We start from the raw sequence: 15965 nt of genomic DNA on the forward strand, positions 1-15965 counted from the left end.
TCGAGTGCGCGTCAGGGCGGCGGAATGTCGGCAACGCCCCGATCTCTGCGGGCAGGAAGCCCACCGACCACGACGGCCACGATGACGGCGACGATTCCGAGAGCCTCCAGAGTCGTCGGAATCTGAGTCAGCACCACGGCACCGACCACCGTCGCCGTCGCCGGGAGCAGAGCCAGCAACAACGCGAAGCGGGCCCGGCCGACTCGCACCAGGACGTACTGATCGAGAACGTAGGGAACCACACTCGACAACAGCCCGACGCCCAATCCGAGAACCCAGATCCGCCAGTCTCCCAATGCATTCGAGTGCGCGACCGCGAACGGTCCGAACAGTGGGACGGCAAGGAGTACGGACGCGATTCCGAACCCGGCAGCCATGTCGTCGAGCCCCTGGCCTGCGTCGGCAACCGACTTGCCCAGCACGATGTAGGCAGCCCACAGGGCCGCCGAGCCCAGCGCGAACGCGATCCCGACCAACCCCACCTCGCCGCCCTCGAACTGCGCCGAAGCGATGGCTCCGACGCCGGCCACCACCAGGAGCAGCGCGCAGACGTCGGCAGGCTTTCTGGACCCGGCAGCAGCGACCGCGATCGGCCCGAGAAACTCGATGGCCACCGCCGCGCCGAGCGGCAGCCTGGCGATCGCCTCGTAGAACATCGCGTTCATGCCGATCGTCGCACCGCCGAACGCGGCGGCCGTGGTCGCCCGACGCACGGTCCATCCGCCGCTGCTGCCGACCCGGTGCCGCCATGGCCGCCGCCAGAGCACCAACACCAGCGCCGCACCGAACCCGCGCAGCCACGCCACCGCGGCCGGATCGACGGTGTCGAACAAGAACACACCGATCGCCGCACCGACGTACATGCACAGCGCGCCGATCACGAACAGTGACGGAATACCCAGCTTCGATGCGCCGGAGAGCGAGGTAGAAGTCGAAGCCACATCGGCGACCCTACTGCCGCGACTCGCACCGAACACGATCAGCTCTCAGCGAACACTGTCGACGACGTTCCTGCTCGTGAGCCATGTTTCGTGTTAGTGACAACACAAAGAAACGCGCTCGGGAACAACGCATGACCGCCATACGTCTGACAGAGTGAACGGACCGCGCCATACCGACGCGGCGGACCGGCCCCAGGCGAACGGGACAACCCGCAAGCCAGTACGGAGGAGTCATGCCCGGAACATTGACCAGCCCACAATTGACAGCAGCGGACCGGTGCGACCGGTGCGGTGCAGGGGCTCGCGCGCGTGTCGTGCTCTCGACCGGTGGAGAACTTCTCTTCTGCGGTCACCACGCCACCGAGCACGAAGCCCGTTTGCGTGAAGTGAACGCAACGGTGATGACCGAATCGGACTCCACGGTGTAACCCACCTTTTGCGTCGGGGGAAACAGGTTCGCCACGATCGACGAACACAACGAAGAAGACGGACGGTCACCAGACCGTCCGTCTTTTTCGTGCCCTGATCTGCCAGGGATCTCTACATCTTGCGCAACTGCGCGATTCGCTCGCCCAACTGATCGGCCGACGCCATCGCCGTCGGCGGGCCACCGCAGATACGTCGCAGATCGCCGTGAATCACTCCGTGCGGCTTCCCGGTGCGGTGGTGGTACACCGCAACCAAACTGTTCAGTTCACGCCGTAGACCGGCCAACTGGCCCGCACTGGTGGCCCTGTCGTTGACGACTGCGGGTGCCGGAACCGCCGGCCCGGCAGCCGGCTTGTCGATCTGTTCCTGCTGGCGTTGGCGCAGCAGGTCGCGCATCTGCGTCGCGTCGAGCAGACCGGGCAGACCGAGATAGTCCGCTTCCTCGTCGCTACCCGAGAACGTCGCGGTTCCGAACGAGGAACCGTCGTAGATCACCTGGTCCAGTTCCGCATCCGCACCAAGCGAGGTGTACGCCTTCTCTTCCTCGCCCAGTTCGTCCTTCTGCTTGTTGGCATCGGCCAGCAACTCGTCGTCGAAGCCGTCCTTCTCGCGGTGCGGCTTGCCGAGGATGTGATCGCGTTGCGCCTCGAGCTGCGACGCGAGATCGAGCAGCACCGGTACCGACGGCAGGAAGACGCTCGCCGTCTCACCCTTGCGCCGAGACCGCACGAAGCGGCCGATCGCCTGCGCGAAGTACAGCGGGGTCGACGCGCTCGTCGCGTAGACACCGACGGCCAGCCGTGGAACGTCGACGCCCTCGGACACCATGCGGACGGCAACCATCCACCGCTGGTCGCTCTTACCGAACTCGGCGATACGAGCCGAGGACGTGGGGTCGTCCGAGAGCACGATCGCCGGTGTCTCCCCCGTGATCACTTCGATCAGCTTCGCGTAGGCCCGCGCCACCGTCTGATCGGTTGCGATCACCAGACCGCCGGCATCGGGCATGCCGCCTGCGCGCAGTTGTGCGAGCCGCGTGTTCGCAGCCAACAGCACCGCAGGCATCCAGTCGCCCTGCGGATCCAGTGCGGTGCGCCATGCCCTCGCGGTCTGTTCGGCATTGAGCGGCTCACCCAGGCGCGCGGTGTATTCCTCGCCGGCGCTGTCCCGCCAGCGCGCTTCACCGGAGTACGCGAGGAACACGACCGGACGGACCACGCCGTCCGCAAGAGCATCGGAGTAGCCGTACGCGTGATCGGCCTTGGACCGCATCAACCCGTCCTGATCCGGTTCGTAGTTGACGAACGGAATCGGACTGTCGTCGCTGCGGAACGGCGTACCGGTCAGTGCGAGACGTCGGGTGGCGTCTCCGAACGCCTCGCGAATTCCCTCACCCCAGCTCTTGGCGTCGCCGCCGTGGTGAATCTCGTCGAGAATCACGAGGGTCTTGCGTGATTCGGTGCGCACTCGATGCTTGAACGGGTGCGAGGCGATCTGCGCATACGTCACGACCACGCCGTGGTAGTCGCTCGAGGTCTGACCGGTCGAGTTCGAGAAGCGCGAGTCCAATGCGATGCCGACCCTGGCGGCCGACTCCGCCCACTGGTGCTTGAGGTGTTCGGTGGGCGCAACGACGGTGACCTGATCGACGGTCCGATGCGCGAGCAGTTCTGCGGCCACCCGGAGGGCGAAGGTCGTCTTGCCTGCGCCGGGCGTCGCGACCGCGAGGAAGTCCTTGGGCGAGGCGACGAGATACTTCGTCAGCGCCCGTCGCTGCCACGCGCGCAGCGGTGCTCCCCCACTCGCGGGAGCGGCAGTCTGCTCGGTGGATGGTGGTGTGGGATCGAACATGTCAGCGCTCACTGGCCGCCGGTTCCTGGCATCGATGTAAATTCCTCGCGCTCTCGGTAGCCCTGCAGTGTCCGCCGAGGAGCCTATCGCTCCGCACCGACCGATCCCGCATCGCTGGGGTGAGTCGGATGCGACACGGCGAGTCGGCTGTTAGGCGAAGTCGCCTTTCGTCAGGAATGCTGGAGGAACCATGAGCGAGTCTGCAGGCGGAACTCCACCACCGGAACGGTTGTCTGCGAGAAGGCCGCTACACGCAGTATGGAAAGTGACTCTGCGCACTCTGAGCAAAGCGTGGGAAGACTCGATCTTCAGCAAGGCCGCAACGGCTGCGTTCTGGCAGACGCTGTCGCTGCCACCGCTGTTGCTCGGCGTGCTGGGCAGTCTGGGACTCGTCGGCGGATGGTTCGGACCCAACACCGTCGAAATCATCGAGTCCAAGATCATCACCTTCAGCAACACCCTCTTCAGCGGCAGCGTCGTGGACCAGATCATCGCTCCGACGGTCAAGGACGTCCTCGCCCAGGGCAGCGGCGAGATCGTGTCCGTGGGCTTTCTGCTCTCGTTGTGGGCCGGGTCGTCTGCGATCTCGACATTCGTGGACTCCATCGTCGAAGCGCACGGGCAGGCCGACGCGCGACATCCCGTCTGGCAGAGGTTCTTCGCGCTGCTTCTCTACGTGGGTTTCCTGGTGATCGCGGTCTTCGTGCTTCCGCTCGTCGCCCTCGGACCGGTGTACGTGCAGCAGATTCTGCCGGATTCGTGGATCACCGTGGGCAGCGAGGTCATCGATTTCTTCTACTACCCGGCCGTCGGGCTGTTGCTGATCATCGGTTTGACCACGCTGTACAAGGTGGCACTGCACACTTCGCTGCCGTGGCATCGTCTCCTCGGTGGAGCCTTGCTGGCCGGGGTGTTCTTCATGATCGCGAGCGCGGTACTGCGCCGGTACCTGGGCTGGGTGACGAGCACCGGGTACACCTACGGCGCGCTGGCGACGCCCATCGCGTTTTTGCTGTTCACGTTCTTCCTCGGCTTCGCCATCGTTCTCGGTGCCGAGTTCAACGCAACGATCCAGGAGTTCTCGCCCGCACGGGCGACCCGAATGGACCAGATGCGGGAGTGGATCGCGGCGCAGGCCGCTACCGACGACAAGCCGTCGGGACCGGTGACCGCTGTCGCCCGTCGGCTGGCCACGGGTCCGATCAAACTGTCCGGCGACCGGGCCCGTTCGGATCGTCCCGAACCGACCCCGGACCGGCACCCGGGAGACGGTGGTCAGTCGCCTTTCTTCAAGCCCTCGTAGACCTTCTTGCAGTCCGGGCACACCGGTGATCCGGGCTTCGCGGACTTGGTGACGGGAAACACCTCACCGCACAGCGCGACGACGTGCGTACCCATCACCGCGCTCTCGGCGATCTTGTTCTTCTTCACGTAGTGGAAGAACTTCGGCCGGTCGTCCTCGGTGGTTTCGTCCGGTGCGATATCGGGACGGTCCTTCGTCTGAGTGCTCATGAACACAGATTAATCCGTTCAGGCCGTGCATCCACAGCAAGGGGTAACCGGTTCCACAGCTCGTCGTATGCATTCTGTGAGCAGTAGTGCCACAGTGGAGGTATGACGAGAACCCCAGGGTTCGACGGAAGCGCGTACAGCGACTCGCCGGATGGGCCCGTCCTGATCACCGAGGCGCAAAAGTCGGTCGAAGAGCAGCACAAAGCTCGCGTCCGCAAATACATCTTCATCATGTCGTTCCGCATCCCGGCGTTGGTGTTGGCTGCCATCGCGTACGGGATGTGGATGAATCCGTGGATCTCCATGGCGATAGTCGGAGCGTCCATTCCACTGCCGTGGATGGCGGTGCTGATCGCCAACGATCGGCCGCCCCGCACCAAGGACGAGATGAGCCGATACGACTACCGGACCGTGGACAGGCCGCAACTGGAATCGAGCAACCACCGGGTGATCGAACCGGGCGACGACTGACGCAGCGGCCATCGCCGATGCGACACTTGCGTCGTGACTGCACCGAATTCCACGTCCCCGCTCGTCGTCGCCTGCTCCGATCTACGTGAGGCCTTCGAGCGGGCGGGGTACGACGCCGACGGCGTACTGACGCTGCTCGGCTACGACGCCCACGCTGCCCTCGGTCGCAGCGAGCCGGTGCCGGTACGCAACGCGAGCCGGGACGGTGGTGCGCTGGGTGTTCTGGTGCGCCTGTTCCTGCTCGTCGACGACTGCCCCGAGTCCGACGTCGCCGACGCCATCGCACCACTGACGGTTGCCGACGCCGTCGCAGCCGGGATTCTCACCCGCTCCGGATCGACAGTGCGGACGCTGCTCGATATTCGACCGCTCGACGCCGGAAACGGAACTCGGTGGATCGTCTCGGATCCGGACGGCAGCATGCGCGCCGCCGAGACCGCTCCCGACCACGTGCTCGGCGTCGGGCAGGCCTCGTTGTCGCTGCTGCGCGGAACGCCCACGTCCCCGGCGACAAGCGTTCTCGACGTCGGTACCGGCTGCGGCGTCCAGGCCGTGCACGCCTGCGGCTATGCGGAGCAGGTGACCGCGACCGACATCAGTCCGCGATCGATGGACCTCGCTGCCGCGACGATGGCGCTCAACGGGCTCGACGTCGAGTTGCTGCACGGTTCGTGGTTCGAGCCCGTCGCCGGGCGTCGATTCGATCGCATCGTCGCCAACCCGCCGTTCGTCGTCGGCCGCGCCGAAGTGCAGCACTCGTACCGCGATTCCGGCCTCGACCTCGACGGAGCGAGCGCTCTGATGATCGGCGGGGCCCCGGATCACCTGACGCTCGGCGGTACCGCGGCCATCCTGGCGTCATGGGTGCACGTCCGCGGTGAGGACTGGCGTGCGCGGGTGGCGTCGTGGCTGCCCGCGCACGGAATCGACGCCTGGGTCGTCGAGCGTGACGTCGCCGATCCCGCGCTCTACGTGGGCACCTGGATGCGTGACGGCGGACTCGATCCCCGCGATCCCGACGCGGCCGCGGTGGCACAGTCCTGGCTCGACCACTTCGCCGCCGCCGATGTCGAGGGAATCGGCTTCGGGTTCGTCTATCTCCGCCGAACGGATGCGCCGACCGAGCTGCTTGCCGAGGAGCTCACGCACGGCTTCTCCGACCCGCTGGGCAACGAATCGATCGAGTACTTCGCGCGGCTGGACTGGCTGCGGGAGCACGACATCCTCGACTCGGTACTCACTCTCGACCCGAACACCGCACTCGAACGCATCTACCTTCCCGGCGAGGAGGGCTGGGCTCCGGTGGCGGTGCGGGTCCATCGCGGGAACGGCCCGCAGTGGCAACACGACGTCGACGAACTCGGTGCGGCTCTGCTCGCCGGGCTTCGACCCGATGGCCTACCGGTCGGCGAACTGGTGGAGTTGCTCGCTGCTGCGCACGACGAGGACGCCGAGGAACTGGCAGTGCATGCGGTGACGATGATGCAGGGGCTCGTCCGGCACGGCTTGGTTCTGCCGGCTCGATGAGTCCCCGACACCGCCCCGGGAGAGCGACCGTTCCCGGCGACTTCACTTCTCAGCAACTTCTCAGGACGAACATGACGTAATCCCTGGTCACACGGGTATCTACAGGATCGGCGTGGGAACTTATCGGAGTCTCCCGAGCGTTGAACCCTGTGAGACACCACCGACCAGGAGGCAAGTCATGACCAGCCCCAGCACCACGATTCGTCCGCGGCCCACCGATGCCGATCTGGACGCCCAGAGCCCAGCAGCCGATCTCGTTCGCGTGTACCTCAACGGCATCGGCCGCACCGCGTTGCTGACGGCTGCCGAAGAAGTCGATCTGGCCAAGCGGATCGAGGCTGGTCTCTACGCGAAGCAGGTTCTCGAGAACACGAAGCGACTGAGCGCGGTCAAGAAGCGCAACCTCGCCATCATCGTTCGTGACGGCAGTGCTGCACGCAGCCACCTGCTCGAAGCGAACCTTCGCCTGGTCGTGTCTCTCGCCAAGCGCTACACCGGCCGCGGTATGCCCCTGCTCGACCTGATCCAGGAGGGCAACCTCGGGCTCATCCGCGCGATGGAGAAGTTCGACTACGCCAAGGGCTTCAAGTTCTCGACGTACGCGACGTGGTGGATTCGTCAGGCCATCACCCGCGGTATGGCAGATCAGAGCCGCACGATCCGGCTGCCCGTCCACCTGGTCGAACAGGTCAACAAGCTGGCCAGGATCAAGCGTGAGCTGCATCAGCAGCTCGGCCGCGAGGCAACGGACGAAGAGCTGTCGAGCGAATCGGGTATCGCGGTGGAGAAGATCGCGGATCTGCTCGACCACAGCCGCGACCCGGTCAGCCTGGACATGCCGGTCGGCAGCGACGAGGAAGCACCTCTCGGCGACTTCATCGAGGATTCCGAGGCGACGTCCGCCGAGAACGCCGTCATCGCCGGACTGCTGCACAGCGACGTCCGTGTCGTTCTCGGCACTCTCGACGAACGGGAGCAGCAGGTCATTCGTCTCCGCTACGGCCTGGACGACGGACAGCCCCGCACCCTCGATCAGATCGGCAAGCTCTTCGGTCTCTCCCGTGAGCGTGTCCGTCAGATCGAGCGCGAGGTGATGGTCAAGCTTCGGCAGGGCGACCGCGCCGAGAAGCTGCGGTCGTACGCCAGCTGAGCACAGCCCCGACCGGGTGGAGCGACGGTGACCATCCCCGTTCGCGCCGCCTCACGCGGTAGCCGAGCCGACGTTCTCTCCCCCTCGGAACGTCGACTCGGCTGCCGCTTTTTCGTGGCCCGTCCGTTCAGCGCAGGCGGCGCGGCCCCAGATCGGCTTTGGTGGGCTCGGGCCCGATGCGCACCCGGGCGTCGGTGATCTGTGCGCCGTCGGCGGACGCCAGAACCGGCTCACACGAGATCTCGCGAATGTCGGCGATGTCTTCTGCCAGCGCAGAAATTCGCTGAACGAGGTCGATCAGGGCTTTCTTGTTGACGGGCACCGCATTGCGATATCCGGACAGCAGCGGAGCCGCCTTCGGTGCGTCGATCAGTTGCGCGGCCTCGTCCTCGGTCAGTGGCAGCACTCGATACGCACGATCGCCCAACAGATCCGAGATCACCCCGGCCAGACCGAACGAGATGAGTGATCCGAAAGACGGGTCGTCCTGAACGCGTACGACGCAGCCGATTCCCTTGACCGCCATGCGCTGGACGTGCAACAGCGGCTCGCCCGAGGCAGCCGCCAAATTCCGATACGCCACCCGCACCGCGGAGGCGTCGGCCATGTCCAGGCGCACTCCACCGAGATCCGGCCGGTGCCGCCGCCGCTCCCCGGTGGCCTTGACCGCCACCGGGTATCCCAGTTCGTCTGCTGCCGCGACAGCCTCGTCCTCGTCGGTCACGGTCCGAAAGGCCACGACGTCGAGGCCGTAGCAGCTCAGCAGTTCTGCGGTCTCGAAATCCGAGAGCCAGCGTCCGTGACTGCCCGCCGACCGCCATCCCTCGACCAGCTGCTTGGCACGTTCGGAGTCGATGCTCTTGGGCCGGACGAGATTCGACACCGGCCGCGAACGCCACGACGAGTACCGCCACGCAGCAGCCAGCGCCGCAACGGCCCGCTCCGGACTCGAGTACGACGGCACCGATCCACGCACGGGGTGTCCACCCGGTCCGCGGACCGCGAGGACGTCCGGAATGCCCTCGGTGGCGAGGAACGTCGAGAGTACGGGCTTGTCGGATCCACGGACGGCGTTGCCGAGCGCGGCCGCGAACGGTTCGACCTCCACCGCTACCGGTGGAACGAACACGACGATGACCGCGTCGATGTCGGATGCGGCCAATGCCGACGACACGGCCGCGGCGAACTCCTCGGGGCCCGCCTGCGGACCGACATCGGTCGGATTGCTCGCGTGCAGGCCCTTGGCTCGCGCAGCGTCCACTGCCAGCACACCCAGAGCCGTCGAATTTCCCACCACGGCAACCCGCGGGCCGACCGGAAGAGGCTGATTTCCGAACAGGACGGCGCAGTCGAACAGTTCGGAGATGGTGTCGACCTGGATGACTCCGGCCTGCGCGAACAGTGCGCGCACGATCGAGTCGTCGATGTCGGCACCGATCGCGTGTGCGGGCGGCACGGCCCCGCGACCGCTCTTGACCGCGATGATGGGCTTGGTGCGCGCGACCCGTCGGGCGATCCTGGTGAACTTCCTGGGATTACCGAAGCTCTCGAGGTACAGCAGGATCACCTCGGTGGCCGGGTCCGAATCCCAGTACTGCAGTAGGTCGTTTCCGGACACATCGGCGCGGTTTCCGGCCGAGACGAACGTCGACAGTCCCAGCCTGCGGTTGGCGGCCTCGTCCAGAATCGCGATACCGAGAGCACCGGACTGACAGAAGAACCCCACGTTGCCCGGAGTGGGCAGATGCGGAGCCAGCGTGGCGTTCAGGCCGAACTCGGGATCGGTGTTCGCCACACCGAGCGCGTTGGGCCCGATCAACCGCATTCCGTGCGCCCTCGCGGCGAGCACCAGCCTGCGCTCGCTCTCCTGGCCCGCGGGTCCGGTCTCGCCGAATCCACCCGAGACCACCAGCAACGCTTTGACGCCCTTGTCGAGGCAGTCGTCGAGCACGGCGTCGATCGCATCGGCCGGTACCGCTGCTATCGCCAGATCGACCGGATCGGGGATGTCGTGCACCGTGGCGTAGGCGCGGACCCCGCGGACCGAACGATGGTCGGCGTTGACGGGATAGACGGGGCCGGTGAAGTTGCCCGCCAGGAGATTCGCGAGAACGGCGTTGCCCACTTTCGAGCTGTCGGTCGATGCTCCGATCACGGCCACCGATCGTGGGCTGAGCACGTTGCGCACACTGCGGGCCTCGGCGGCACGCTCACGCGAATTGCGCACCGAGAGCAGAGCTTCGCTCGGGTCGATGGCGAACTCCAGTCGCAGCACTCCCCCCTCGAAGGACCTGCTGACCTGATAACCCGCTTCACGGAAGACGGTGACCATGTTCCGGTTCTCGGCGAGCACCTCGGCGACGAACATGTTCACCCCGTTCTCGGCGGCCGCTCCCGCGAGGTGTTCGAGCAGGATCGGACCCAGCCCGCGGCCCTGATGCGCGTCGGCGACGACGAAGGCCACCTCGGCGGAATTACCGTCGCCCTCGGGCAGTCGTTCGTATCGGCCGACCGCGATGATGTCGTCACCGAGCACTGCGACGAACGCCACCCGGTCGTGGTGATCGACCGTGGTGAAGTTGAGGACGTCGCGCTGGGGCATCGTGGGGTAGGGACCGAAATATCGCAGGTATCTCGTCCGCTCGGACAGCCGGCCGTGGAAGGCGACGATGCGCTCGGAGTCCGACGGGACGATGGGACGCAGGTGCACCACACCACCGTCGGAGGTCAGGACGTCGGCAACCCAGTGTCGCGGAAAAGTTGTCTCCGCTCGCTCTCGGGCCAGGTCCTTGTCGCTCGGGTCCGACGCCGCAACGGCCGGCTCCTCGGCCGAGGGGCTGTCGGTCTGATCAGTCACGCGGGTCCTCCGGATCGAGTCCGAGCAGTGGAAACACTGCTCGACGGGTGGCGATGATCGCCGAGTCGACGCGTTCGAGCGCCCTGTCGGTGCCGTCGGTACCGGCGAGAGATCCACCGGGTCCGTCCCAGGCGGGGTAGTCGACGTCTCCCCCGTCACCCATGGTCTGCGGCAGGTCGACACTCGGTGCCATGGTCCGTACCCGCTCGCGCCACGTGTCCGGCAGCGCCGACATCGGGTCGATGTCGCGGCCGAGCGCGGCAGCGATGAGGTGCGTCCAGGACCGTGGAACGACTCGCACCAGGCCGTACCCGCCACCGCCGACGGCCAACCACCGACCTTCGGAATGCTTGTCCGCCAGATCACGCATGGCCAGGAATGCCGCGTTCTGGCCGTCGACGGTCAGGGCGAGATCTGCGAGGGGATCTTCGCGGTGGCTGTCGACACCGCATTGACTGACGATGATCTGGGGATTGAACGCGCCGATCGCGCCCGGCACGATCGCGTGGAACGCTCGCAGCCACAACCGGTCCGCGGTGCCGGGCAGCAACGGAACGTTGATCGAGGTTCCCTCACCACGTTCGGTTCCCACCTCGGTCGACCATCCGGTGTTCGGCCACAGCGTCGCCGGATGTTGGTGCAGCGAGACGGTGAGCACTCTCGGGTCACCGAGAAATGCCGCTTGAACGCCGTCCCCGTGGTGAGCGTCGACGTCGATGTAGGCGATTCGGTCGAACCCGTTGTCCAGCAACCACGAAATGGCGATAGCGGCGTCGTTGTAGACGCAGAAGCCCGAGGCCCAGTCGGCCATCGCGTGGTGCATGCCGCCACCGATGCTCACCGCGCGTCGAGCACGACCCGACGCGATTTCGCGGGCGGCGGCCAGCGAGCCGCCGGCGAGCATGGCGCTCGCCTCGTGCATCTGCGGAAACACCGGGTTGTCGTCGGAACCGAGTCCGTGGACGACGTCGTCGGGATCGCGCAGGGCCGGGCCCTGCGACGGTGCCTGTTTGACGGCCTCGATGTACGCGCTGGTGTGAAACCGGAGCAGTTCGGAATCCGGTGCAGCGGACGGCTCGACCAATTCGACGCCCTCTAGCAGGCCGATGTCGGTGGCGAGCGCCATCGTCAGATCGAGTCGAGTCGGGTTCATCGGGTGGTCGTCGCTCCACCGGTAGCCGAGGTAGTCCGTACTCCACACGACGATGTCCTCGGGGCGGTTCGGGATGGACGCGGCGGCGCGTGTCGCCTGATCAGACATAGGGACAAAACTACGTTGTCGGGCGGGATGGTGTTGCCGGGTTCCGGTGTTGTCCCGAGAGCCCCCTTGTGAGAAGCCATGGGAAACGACGTCCACAGTTGTGGTGCGCCGCGCCCGCTACGACTGGGTGCAGCGCCTATTTCTGGGCGCTGACGGTAGGATCGAGCCCGACGAAGGGGTTGAGTGTGAAGGATCTGGTCGACACCACGGAGATGTACCTCCGGACGATCTACGATTTGGAAGAAGAGGGCGTGATTCCGCTCCGCGCGCGAATCGCCGAACGGCTCGAACAAAGTGGTCCCACCGTCAGCCAAACCGTTGCTCGGATGGAGCGCGACGGGCTGTTGTCCGTCGCAGGCGATCGGCACCTCGAGCTGACCGAGAAGGGCCGCAGTCTGGCGGTTGCGGTCATGCGCAAGCACCGTTTGGCGGAGCGTCTGCTCGTGGACATCATCGGTCTGCGATGGGAAGACGTTCACGCCGAGGCGTGCCGTTGGGAGCACGTGATGAGCGAGGAGGTCGAGCGTCGTTTGGTCACCGTACTGAACAACCCGACGACCTCGCCGTACGGCAACCCGATCCCAGGGTTGGCCGAACTCGGTCTCGGCCAGTCGACTCTGGCACCGGAGGCTCTCATCCGCCTCACCGATGTTCCGGTCGGCCAGCCGACAGCAGTCGTGGTGCGTCGTCTCGCCGAGCACGTTCAGTCCGACCCCGAGGTGATCGCTCAGCTCCGCGAAGCGGGCGTGGTCCCCGATGCTCGCGTTACAGTCGAGGCCAAGCCCGGATCGATCACGATCACGGTGCCAGGACACAGTGGTGTCGACATATCCGAGGAAATGGCGCACGCCGTCCAGGTGAAGAAGGTCTGACCTCACACCGACGACGGCGTTCGACGTGTGTGAGGGAGAACGAACAGTGAAGCTTCTGGTTACCGGTGGTGCGGGGTACGTCGGCAGCGTCTGCGCGGCCGTGCTCGTCGAGCGCGGTCACGAGGTCGTGGTCGTGGACAACCTGTCCACCGGTAACCGGGACGCAGTGCCCGGCGGTGCCACGTTCGTCGAAGGTGACATCAAGGATGTTGCCGCAGACGTGCTGATCGGCGGCGGATTCGACGCCGTCCTGCACTTCGCCGCGCAATCTCTCGTGGGCGAGTCGGTGGTCTCGCCGGACAAGTACTGGAGCGGGAACGTCGTCACCTCGCTGGCGTTGCTCGATGCCATCCGAGCATCCGGCACCGCGAAGCTGGTGTTCTCCTCGACAGCCGCCACGTACGGCGAGCCCGAGAAGACTCCCATCACCGAGGACGCACCCACCCGCCCCACCAATCCCTACGGTGCCACCAAACTCGCGATCGATCACGCGATCACGTCGTACGCCGCGGCCTACGGCCTCGCCGCCACCAGCCTGCGGTACTTCAACGTCGCCGGTGCCTACAACGGTTTCGGCGAGAATCGCGTCGTGGAGACCCACCTGATTCCGCTCGTGCTTCAGGTCGCTCTGGGGCAGCGCGAGAAGATCTCTGTGTTCGGCACCGACTGGCCCACTCCGGACGGTACGGCTGTTCGCGACTACATCCACGTCGCCGACCTCGCCGAGGCGCACATTCTCGCCGTCGATGCGGCAGAACCGGGTGAGCACACCATCTACAACCTCGGCAGCGGCACCGGATTCTCCGTACACGAGGTCATCTCGTCCTGCGAGCGCGTCACGGGCCTGCCCATCGCCGTCGAACATGCTCCCCGTCGTGCCGGTGATCCTGCCGTCCTGATCGCCTCGAGCGCACGTGCGGTCGAGGAGCTGAAATGGACGCCGGAGCTGACCGATCTCGATCGGATCGTGGCCGATGCGTGGACCTTCCTGCAGCAGCTCGGCGATCGGTCGCACGCAGCGCGCTGACCCGCGTCGCCGGCCGATCGTCGATGTGCCCGACTGCCGTCATCGTCGACCGAACGGGTCGCCGGGCAACCGAACTCCGCAGGCGCGCGCACATGCGAAGCCGCTCTCGGCCACTTCGCGAACGAGTTCGGGACCTGCGCCTGCGCTGAGCGATCTGTCCAGCAGTCGCGCCAGTGAGTAGGTCTCGTCGGCTTCCAGTGCCGCATCGATCGCGATACGGGCCATCGGCCCGTCTCCGCGCACGTACGCGCTGAAGGCCAGAAGTGTTGCGGCGATGGCGCGTTCGACCTTCGGCAGGACGCGGCACATCCTCGCCCAGAACTCTTCGACGAATCCCGCGTCGTCGCCGAGGGTCAACGCCAGCAGTGCGTCACGCACCTGGACGTGGCCGATCGCGAGTGCGATCCGAGCGATGTCGGTCGGGTCCAATTCGGTGTCGTACGGTCCCCGTGCGACGTACGACAGCACCGACGTCAAGTCGTCGGTACGAGACCGGCCGCCGTCGCGTCGTCGGCGCGACATCTCGGCGGCCACGGCCCGCACGGTCGCGTCGGGGCCCGGCGCGATGGTCTCGGCCAGCTCGCGCCTGGACCGTCGGACGGAGTAGCCGTCGAGCACGCGGGCAACGGTCATCGGCGACGCCGACGGATCGGATATCACGCCGTGCCGCTGCGGTCCGCGCAACGTCCACCACTCGGCGGAATCGGCGATCTCCGACGCCGCGAGGGCCTCGCCGAGCTGCACTCCGAACGATGCGAGTGTGGCGTCGAGTTCGATCACCAGCGCTTCGACGTCGAGCAGATGCGGTGTTCTGACGGTTCGATCGAGCCTGTCGTCGACGAACACCGCCATGACTGCCGGGATGTTCTCCATCGCGCAGTAGCCGGCCAGGTAGCCGATGACGTCGAGCATCTCCGGGGTCGCGCGGGTGTGACCGCCTGCGCGCCGATCGATGTGTTCGCCTGCCAGGACGAGGTCGTGACGCATCGTCGGTCCGACGCAGGCACCGCCGTCCTTGACCGCGATGAGCACCATCGATCGATGCGGGTGGAACCCGAGCATGGCCGGCACGGCTGCCATCAGGTCGCTCGCGTGGCCGAGGCGAACGCGATGGCGGGAGTCGAAGTTGTCGTGTGAGTTCGTCGGTGTGTACATACCGGAGAATCCTGGCCGGGGTCCCGACGACCGACCGAGTCTCGACCTGGGCTTTCGTACTGCCCTGTGGAGAACTGCCGTGTTGTGGATGAATCGCATCGCCGGAGCTGGGGACGAACGATTCGTGTCGGTGCCGTCTGCTAGGGCTCCGTCAGCTCTGGCCGACCTTCTGGACTGCCGCGGTGAACAACTCGTCGAGGGTCATCGCATCGGGCGTGCCCGAGCCGAACGACATGAACGTGGCCGACACTCGTACTCCGTCGATCTGGGCCATCAACGTCAGCATCGATTGGGTGACGGCGTCGCCGCCTGCGCCCGATGCAACTGTCTGCCGGACGGCCAAGGTGTCGTCCGCATCGATGGGCGGGGCCGGGGTCAGAGTGGAGGTCACCGTCGAGGTCGCGCCGGACTTGGTTGCGGTCACCTCACCGCACTCTTCGAGTTGCTCCTTGCGCGCCGAGAGCGGTTCGTCCACTGCGGTCAACTCGATCGAGATGGTGGATCGGCTGTCGTTGTCGGTGCCGACGATCATGGCCGTGCCCGTCGGGCCGAAGTCCTGGTCGGCGGGCTTGCATCCTGCCGGGCTGACTTCTGCACCGGCAGGAATTCCGCTGAGATCGGGTGCGGCTTGCGAGATCGCCTGCTGAGGCAGCACCAGGGCGTCGTACGGTGCCGGGAAGCTGGACGGGTCGATCAGCAGCGTGTTCAGATCCACGCCGGACTGCGACGACGAGGTGGCGGCACCAGCGCTGGGCTCGGCAGTGCCGGTGACGGTGGAGCTGCAACCGGCCAGCACGAGAGCTGCGATCGCCGCCGAGGTCGCGGCGATGGACAGGGGGGTTCTGCGTGCGGCGGGGCTCACAAGACGTCCTCTTCGGGTCGGTGGGACGCCGCAGCACACGCTCCGGCGTC

The 15965-nt window shown here is 66.2% G+C and carries 14 protein-coding genes; 7 read left to right on the forward strand and 7 right to left on the reverse strand.

From position 1 onward, the window contains the following. Positions 1-11 precede the first annotated feature (11 nt). Positions 12-941 carry a DMT family transporter gene (locus AYK61_RS04970; protein WP_121872450.1) on the reverse strand — a complete coding sequence of 310 codons (930 nt, stop codon included), beginning with the start codon at positions 939-941 and terminating at the stop codon, positions 12-14. A gap of 233 nt (positions 942-1174) precedes the next feature. Between AYK61_RS04970 and AYK61_RS27590 the strand changes: the two genes are divergently transcribed. Next, entirely contained in the window at positions 1175-1369 is a 195-nt protein-coding gene (locus AYK61_RS27590) for a hypothetical protein (protein WP_027496884.1), read from the forward strand. Positions 1370-1481: 112 nt separating this feature from the next. On the opposite strand, the gene AYK61_RS04980 is transcribed toward AYK61_RS27590, so the two are convergent. Next, positions 1482-3221, reverse strand: coding sequence for a DEAD/DEAH box helicase (locus AYK61_RS04980; protein WP_121870028.1), 1740 nt, complete (start codon positions 3219-3221; stop codon positions 1482-1484). A 190-nt stretch (positions 3222-3411) separates the two neighbouring features. Here AYK61_RS04980 and AYK61_RS04985 point away from each other — a divergent pair, with 190 nt between their 5' ends. Then, positions 3412-4524 (forward strand): YihY/virulence factor BrkB family protein, encoded by a 1113-nt coding sequence (locus AYK61_RS04985; RefSeq protein ID WP_259467935.1) that lies wholly within the window; start codon positions 3412-3414, stop codon positions 4522-4524. Here AYK61_RS04985 and AYK61_RS04990 read toward each other — a convergent pair. Beyond that, on the reverse strand, positions 4497-4733 hold the full coding sequence (locus AYK61_RS04990) for a DUF3039 domain-containing protein (RefSeq protein WP_068050652.1): 237 nt from the start codon (positions 4731-4733) through the stop codon (positions 4497-4499). The genes AYK61_RS04985 and AYK61_RS04990 overlap by 28 nt on opposite strands. Positions 4734-4835: 102 nt before the next feature. On the opposite strand from AYK61_RS04990, the gene AYK61_RS04995 reads away from it, so the two are divergent. The 3 genes from AYK61_RS04995 to AYK61_RS05005 all read left to right on the forward strand — a co-directional run bounded on the left by AYK61_RS04995 (position 4836) and on the right by AYK61_RS05005 (position 7881). Further along, entirely contained in the window at positions 4836-5204 is a 369-nt protein-coding gene (locus AYK61_RS04995; protein ID WP_121870030.1) for a DUF3099 domain-containing protein, read from the forward strand. Between the two features lie 33 nt (positions 5205-5237). After that, positions 5238-6731: a class I SAM-dependent methyltransferase gene (locus AYK61_RS05000; protein ID WP_121870031.1), complete on the forward strand. Its 1494-nt coding sequence runs from the start codon at positions 5238-5240 to the stop codon at positions 6729-6731. A gap of 178 nt (positions 6732-6909) precedes the next feature. Then, positions 6910-7881 (forward strand): sigma-70 family RNA polymerase sigma factor, encoded by a 972-nt coding sequence (locus AYK61_RS05005; RefSeq protein WP_032377730.1) that lies wholly within the window; start codon positions 6910-6912, stop codon positions 7879-7881. 127 nt (positions 7882-8008) lie between these two features. On the opposite strand, the gene AYK61_RS05010 is transcribed toward AYK61_RS05005, so the two are convergent. Together AYK61_RS05010 and AYK61_RS05015 are read right to left on the reverse strand one after the other, a co-directional pair. Then, the gene (locus tag AYK61_RS05010; protein ID WP_121872451.1) at positions 8009-10666 is read right to left on the reverse strand and encodes a bifunctional GNAT family N-acetyltransferase/acetate--CoA ligase family protein; all 2658 of its coding nucleotides are present in this window, start codon (positions 10664-10666) and stop codon (positions 8009-8011) included. 64 nt (positions 10667-10730) lie between these two features. Further along, positions 10731-11999 (reverse strand): acetoin utilization protein AcuC, encoded by a 1269-nt coding sequence (locus tag AYK61_RS05015; RefSeq protein ID WP_121870032.1) that lies wholly within the window; start codon positions 11997-11999, stop codon positions 10731-10733. 185 nt (positions 12000-12184) lie between these two features. Here AYK61_RS05015 and AYK61_RS05020 point away from each other — a divergent pair, with 185 nt between their 5' ends. Then, entirely contained in the window at positions 12185-12871 is a 687-nt protein-coding gene (locus AYK61_RS05020; protein WP_032397915.1) for a metal-dependent transcriptional regulator, read from the forward strand. 46 nt (positions 12872-12917) lie between these two features. Continuing rightward, positions 12918-13898 carry a UDP-glucose 4-epimerase GalE gene (gene galE, locus AYK61_RS05025; protein WP_121870033.1) on the forward strand — a complete coding sequence of 327 codons (981 nt, stop codon included), beginning with the start codon at positions 12918-12920 and terminating at the stop codon, positions 13896-13898. A gap of 39 nt (positions 13899-13937) precedes the next feature. On the opposite strand, the gene AYK61_RS05030 is transcribed toward galE, so the two are convergent. Together AYK61_RS05030 and AYK61_RS05035 are read right to left on the reverse strand one after the other, a co-directional pair. Next, positions 13938-15053 (reverse strand): DUF4192 domain-containing protein, encoded by a 1116-nt coding sequence (locus tag AYK61_RS05030; RefSeq protein WP_183130161.1) that lies wholly within the window; start codon positions 15051-15053, stop codon positions 13938-13940. A 151-nt stretch (positions 15054-15204) separates the two neighbouring features. Further along, on the reverse strand, positions 15205-15915 hold the full coding sequence (locus tag AYK61_RS05035; RefSeq protein ID WP_121870035.1) for a DUF5642 family protein: 711 nt from the start codon (positions 15913-15915) through the stop codon (positions 15205-15207). Positions 15916-15965 lie beyond the last annotated feature (50 nt).

Source organism: Rhodococcus sp. SBT000017, assembly GCF_003688915.1.
Lineage (GTDB): Bacteria > Actinomycetota > Actinomycetes > Mycobacteriales > Mycobacteriaceae > Rhodococcoides.

Coding starts and splice junctions, on each gene's coding strand:
- AYK61_RS05005 (WP_032377730.1), top strand. CDS start 6,910: ATGACCAGCCCCAGCACCACGATTCGTCCGCGGCCCACCGATGCCGAT.
- AYK61_RS05015 (WP_121870032.1), bottom strand. CDS start 11,999: ATGTCTGATCAGGCGACACGCGCCGCCGCGTCCATCCCGAACCGCCCC.
- AYK61_RS04990 (WP_068050652.1), bottom strand. CDS start 4,733: ATGAGCACTCAGACGAAGGACCGTCCCGATATCGCACCGGACGAAACC.
- AYK61_RS04995 (WP_121870030.1), top strand. CDS start 4,836: ATGACGAGAACCCCAGGGTTCGACGGAAGCGCGTACAGCGACTCGCCG.
- AYK61_RS04985 (WP_259467935.1), top strand. CDS start 3,412: ATGAGCGAGTCTGCAGGCGGAACTCCACCACCGGAACGGTTGTCTGCG.
- AYK61_RS05030 (WP_183130161.1), bottom strand. CDS start 15,053: ATGTACACACCGACGAACTCACACGACAACTTCGACTCCCGCCATCGC.
- AYK61_RS04980 (WP_121870028.1), bottom strand. CDS start 3,221: ATGTTCGATCCCACACCACCATCCACCGAGCAGACTGCCGCTCCCGCG.
- AYK61_RS27590 (WP_027496884.1), top strand. CDS start 1,175: ATGCCCGGAACATTGACCAGCCCACAATTGACAGCAGCGGACCGGTGC.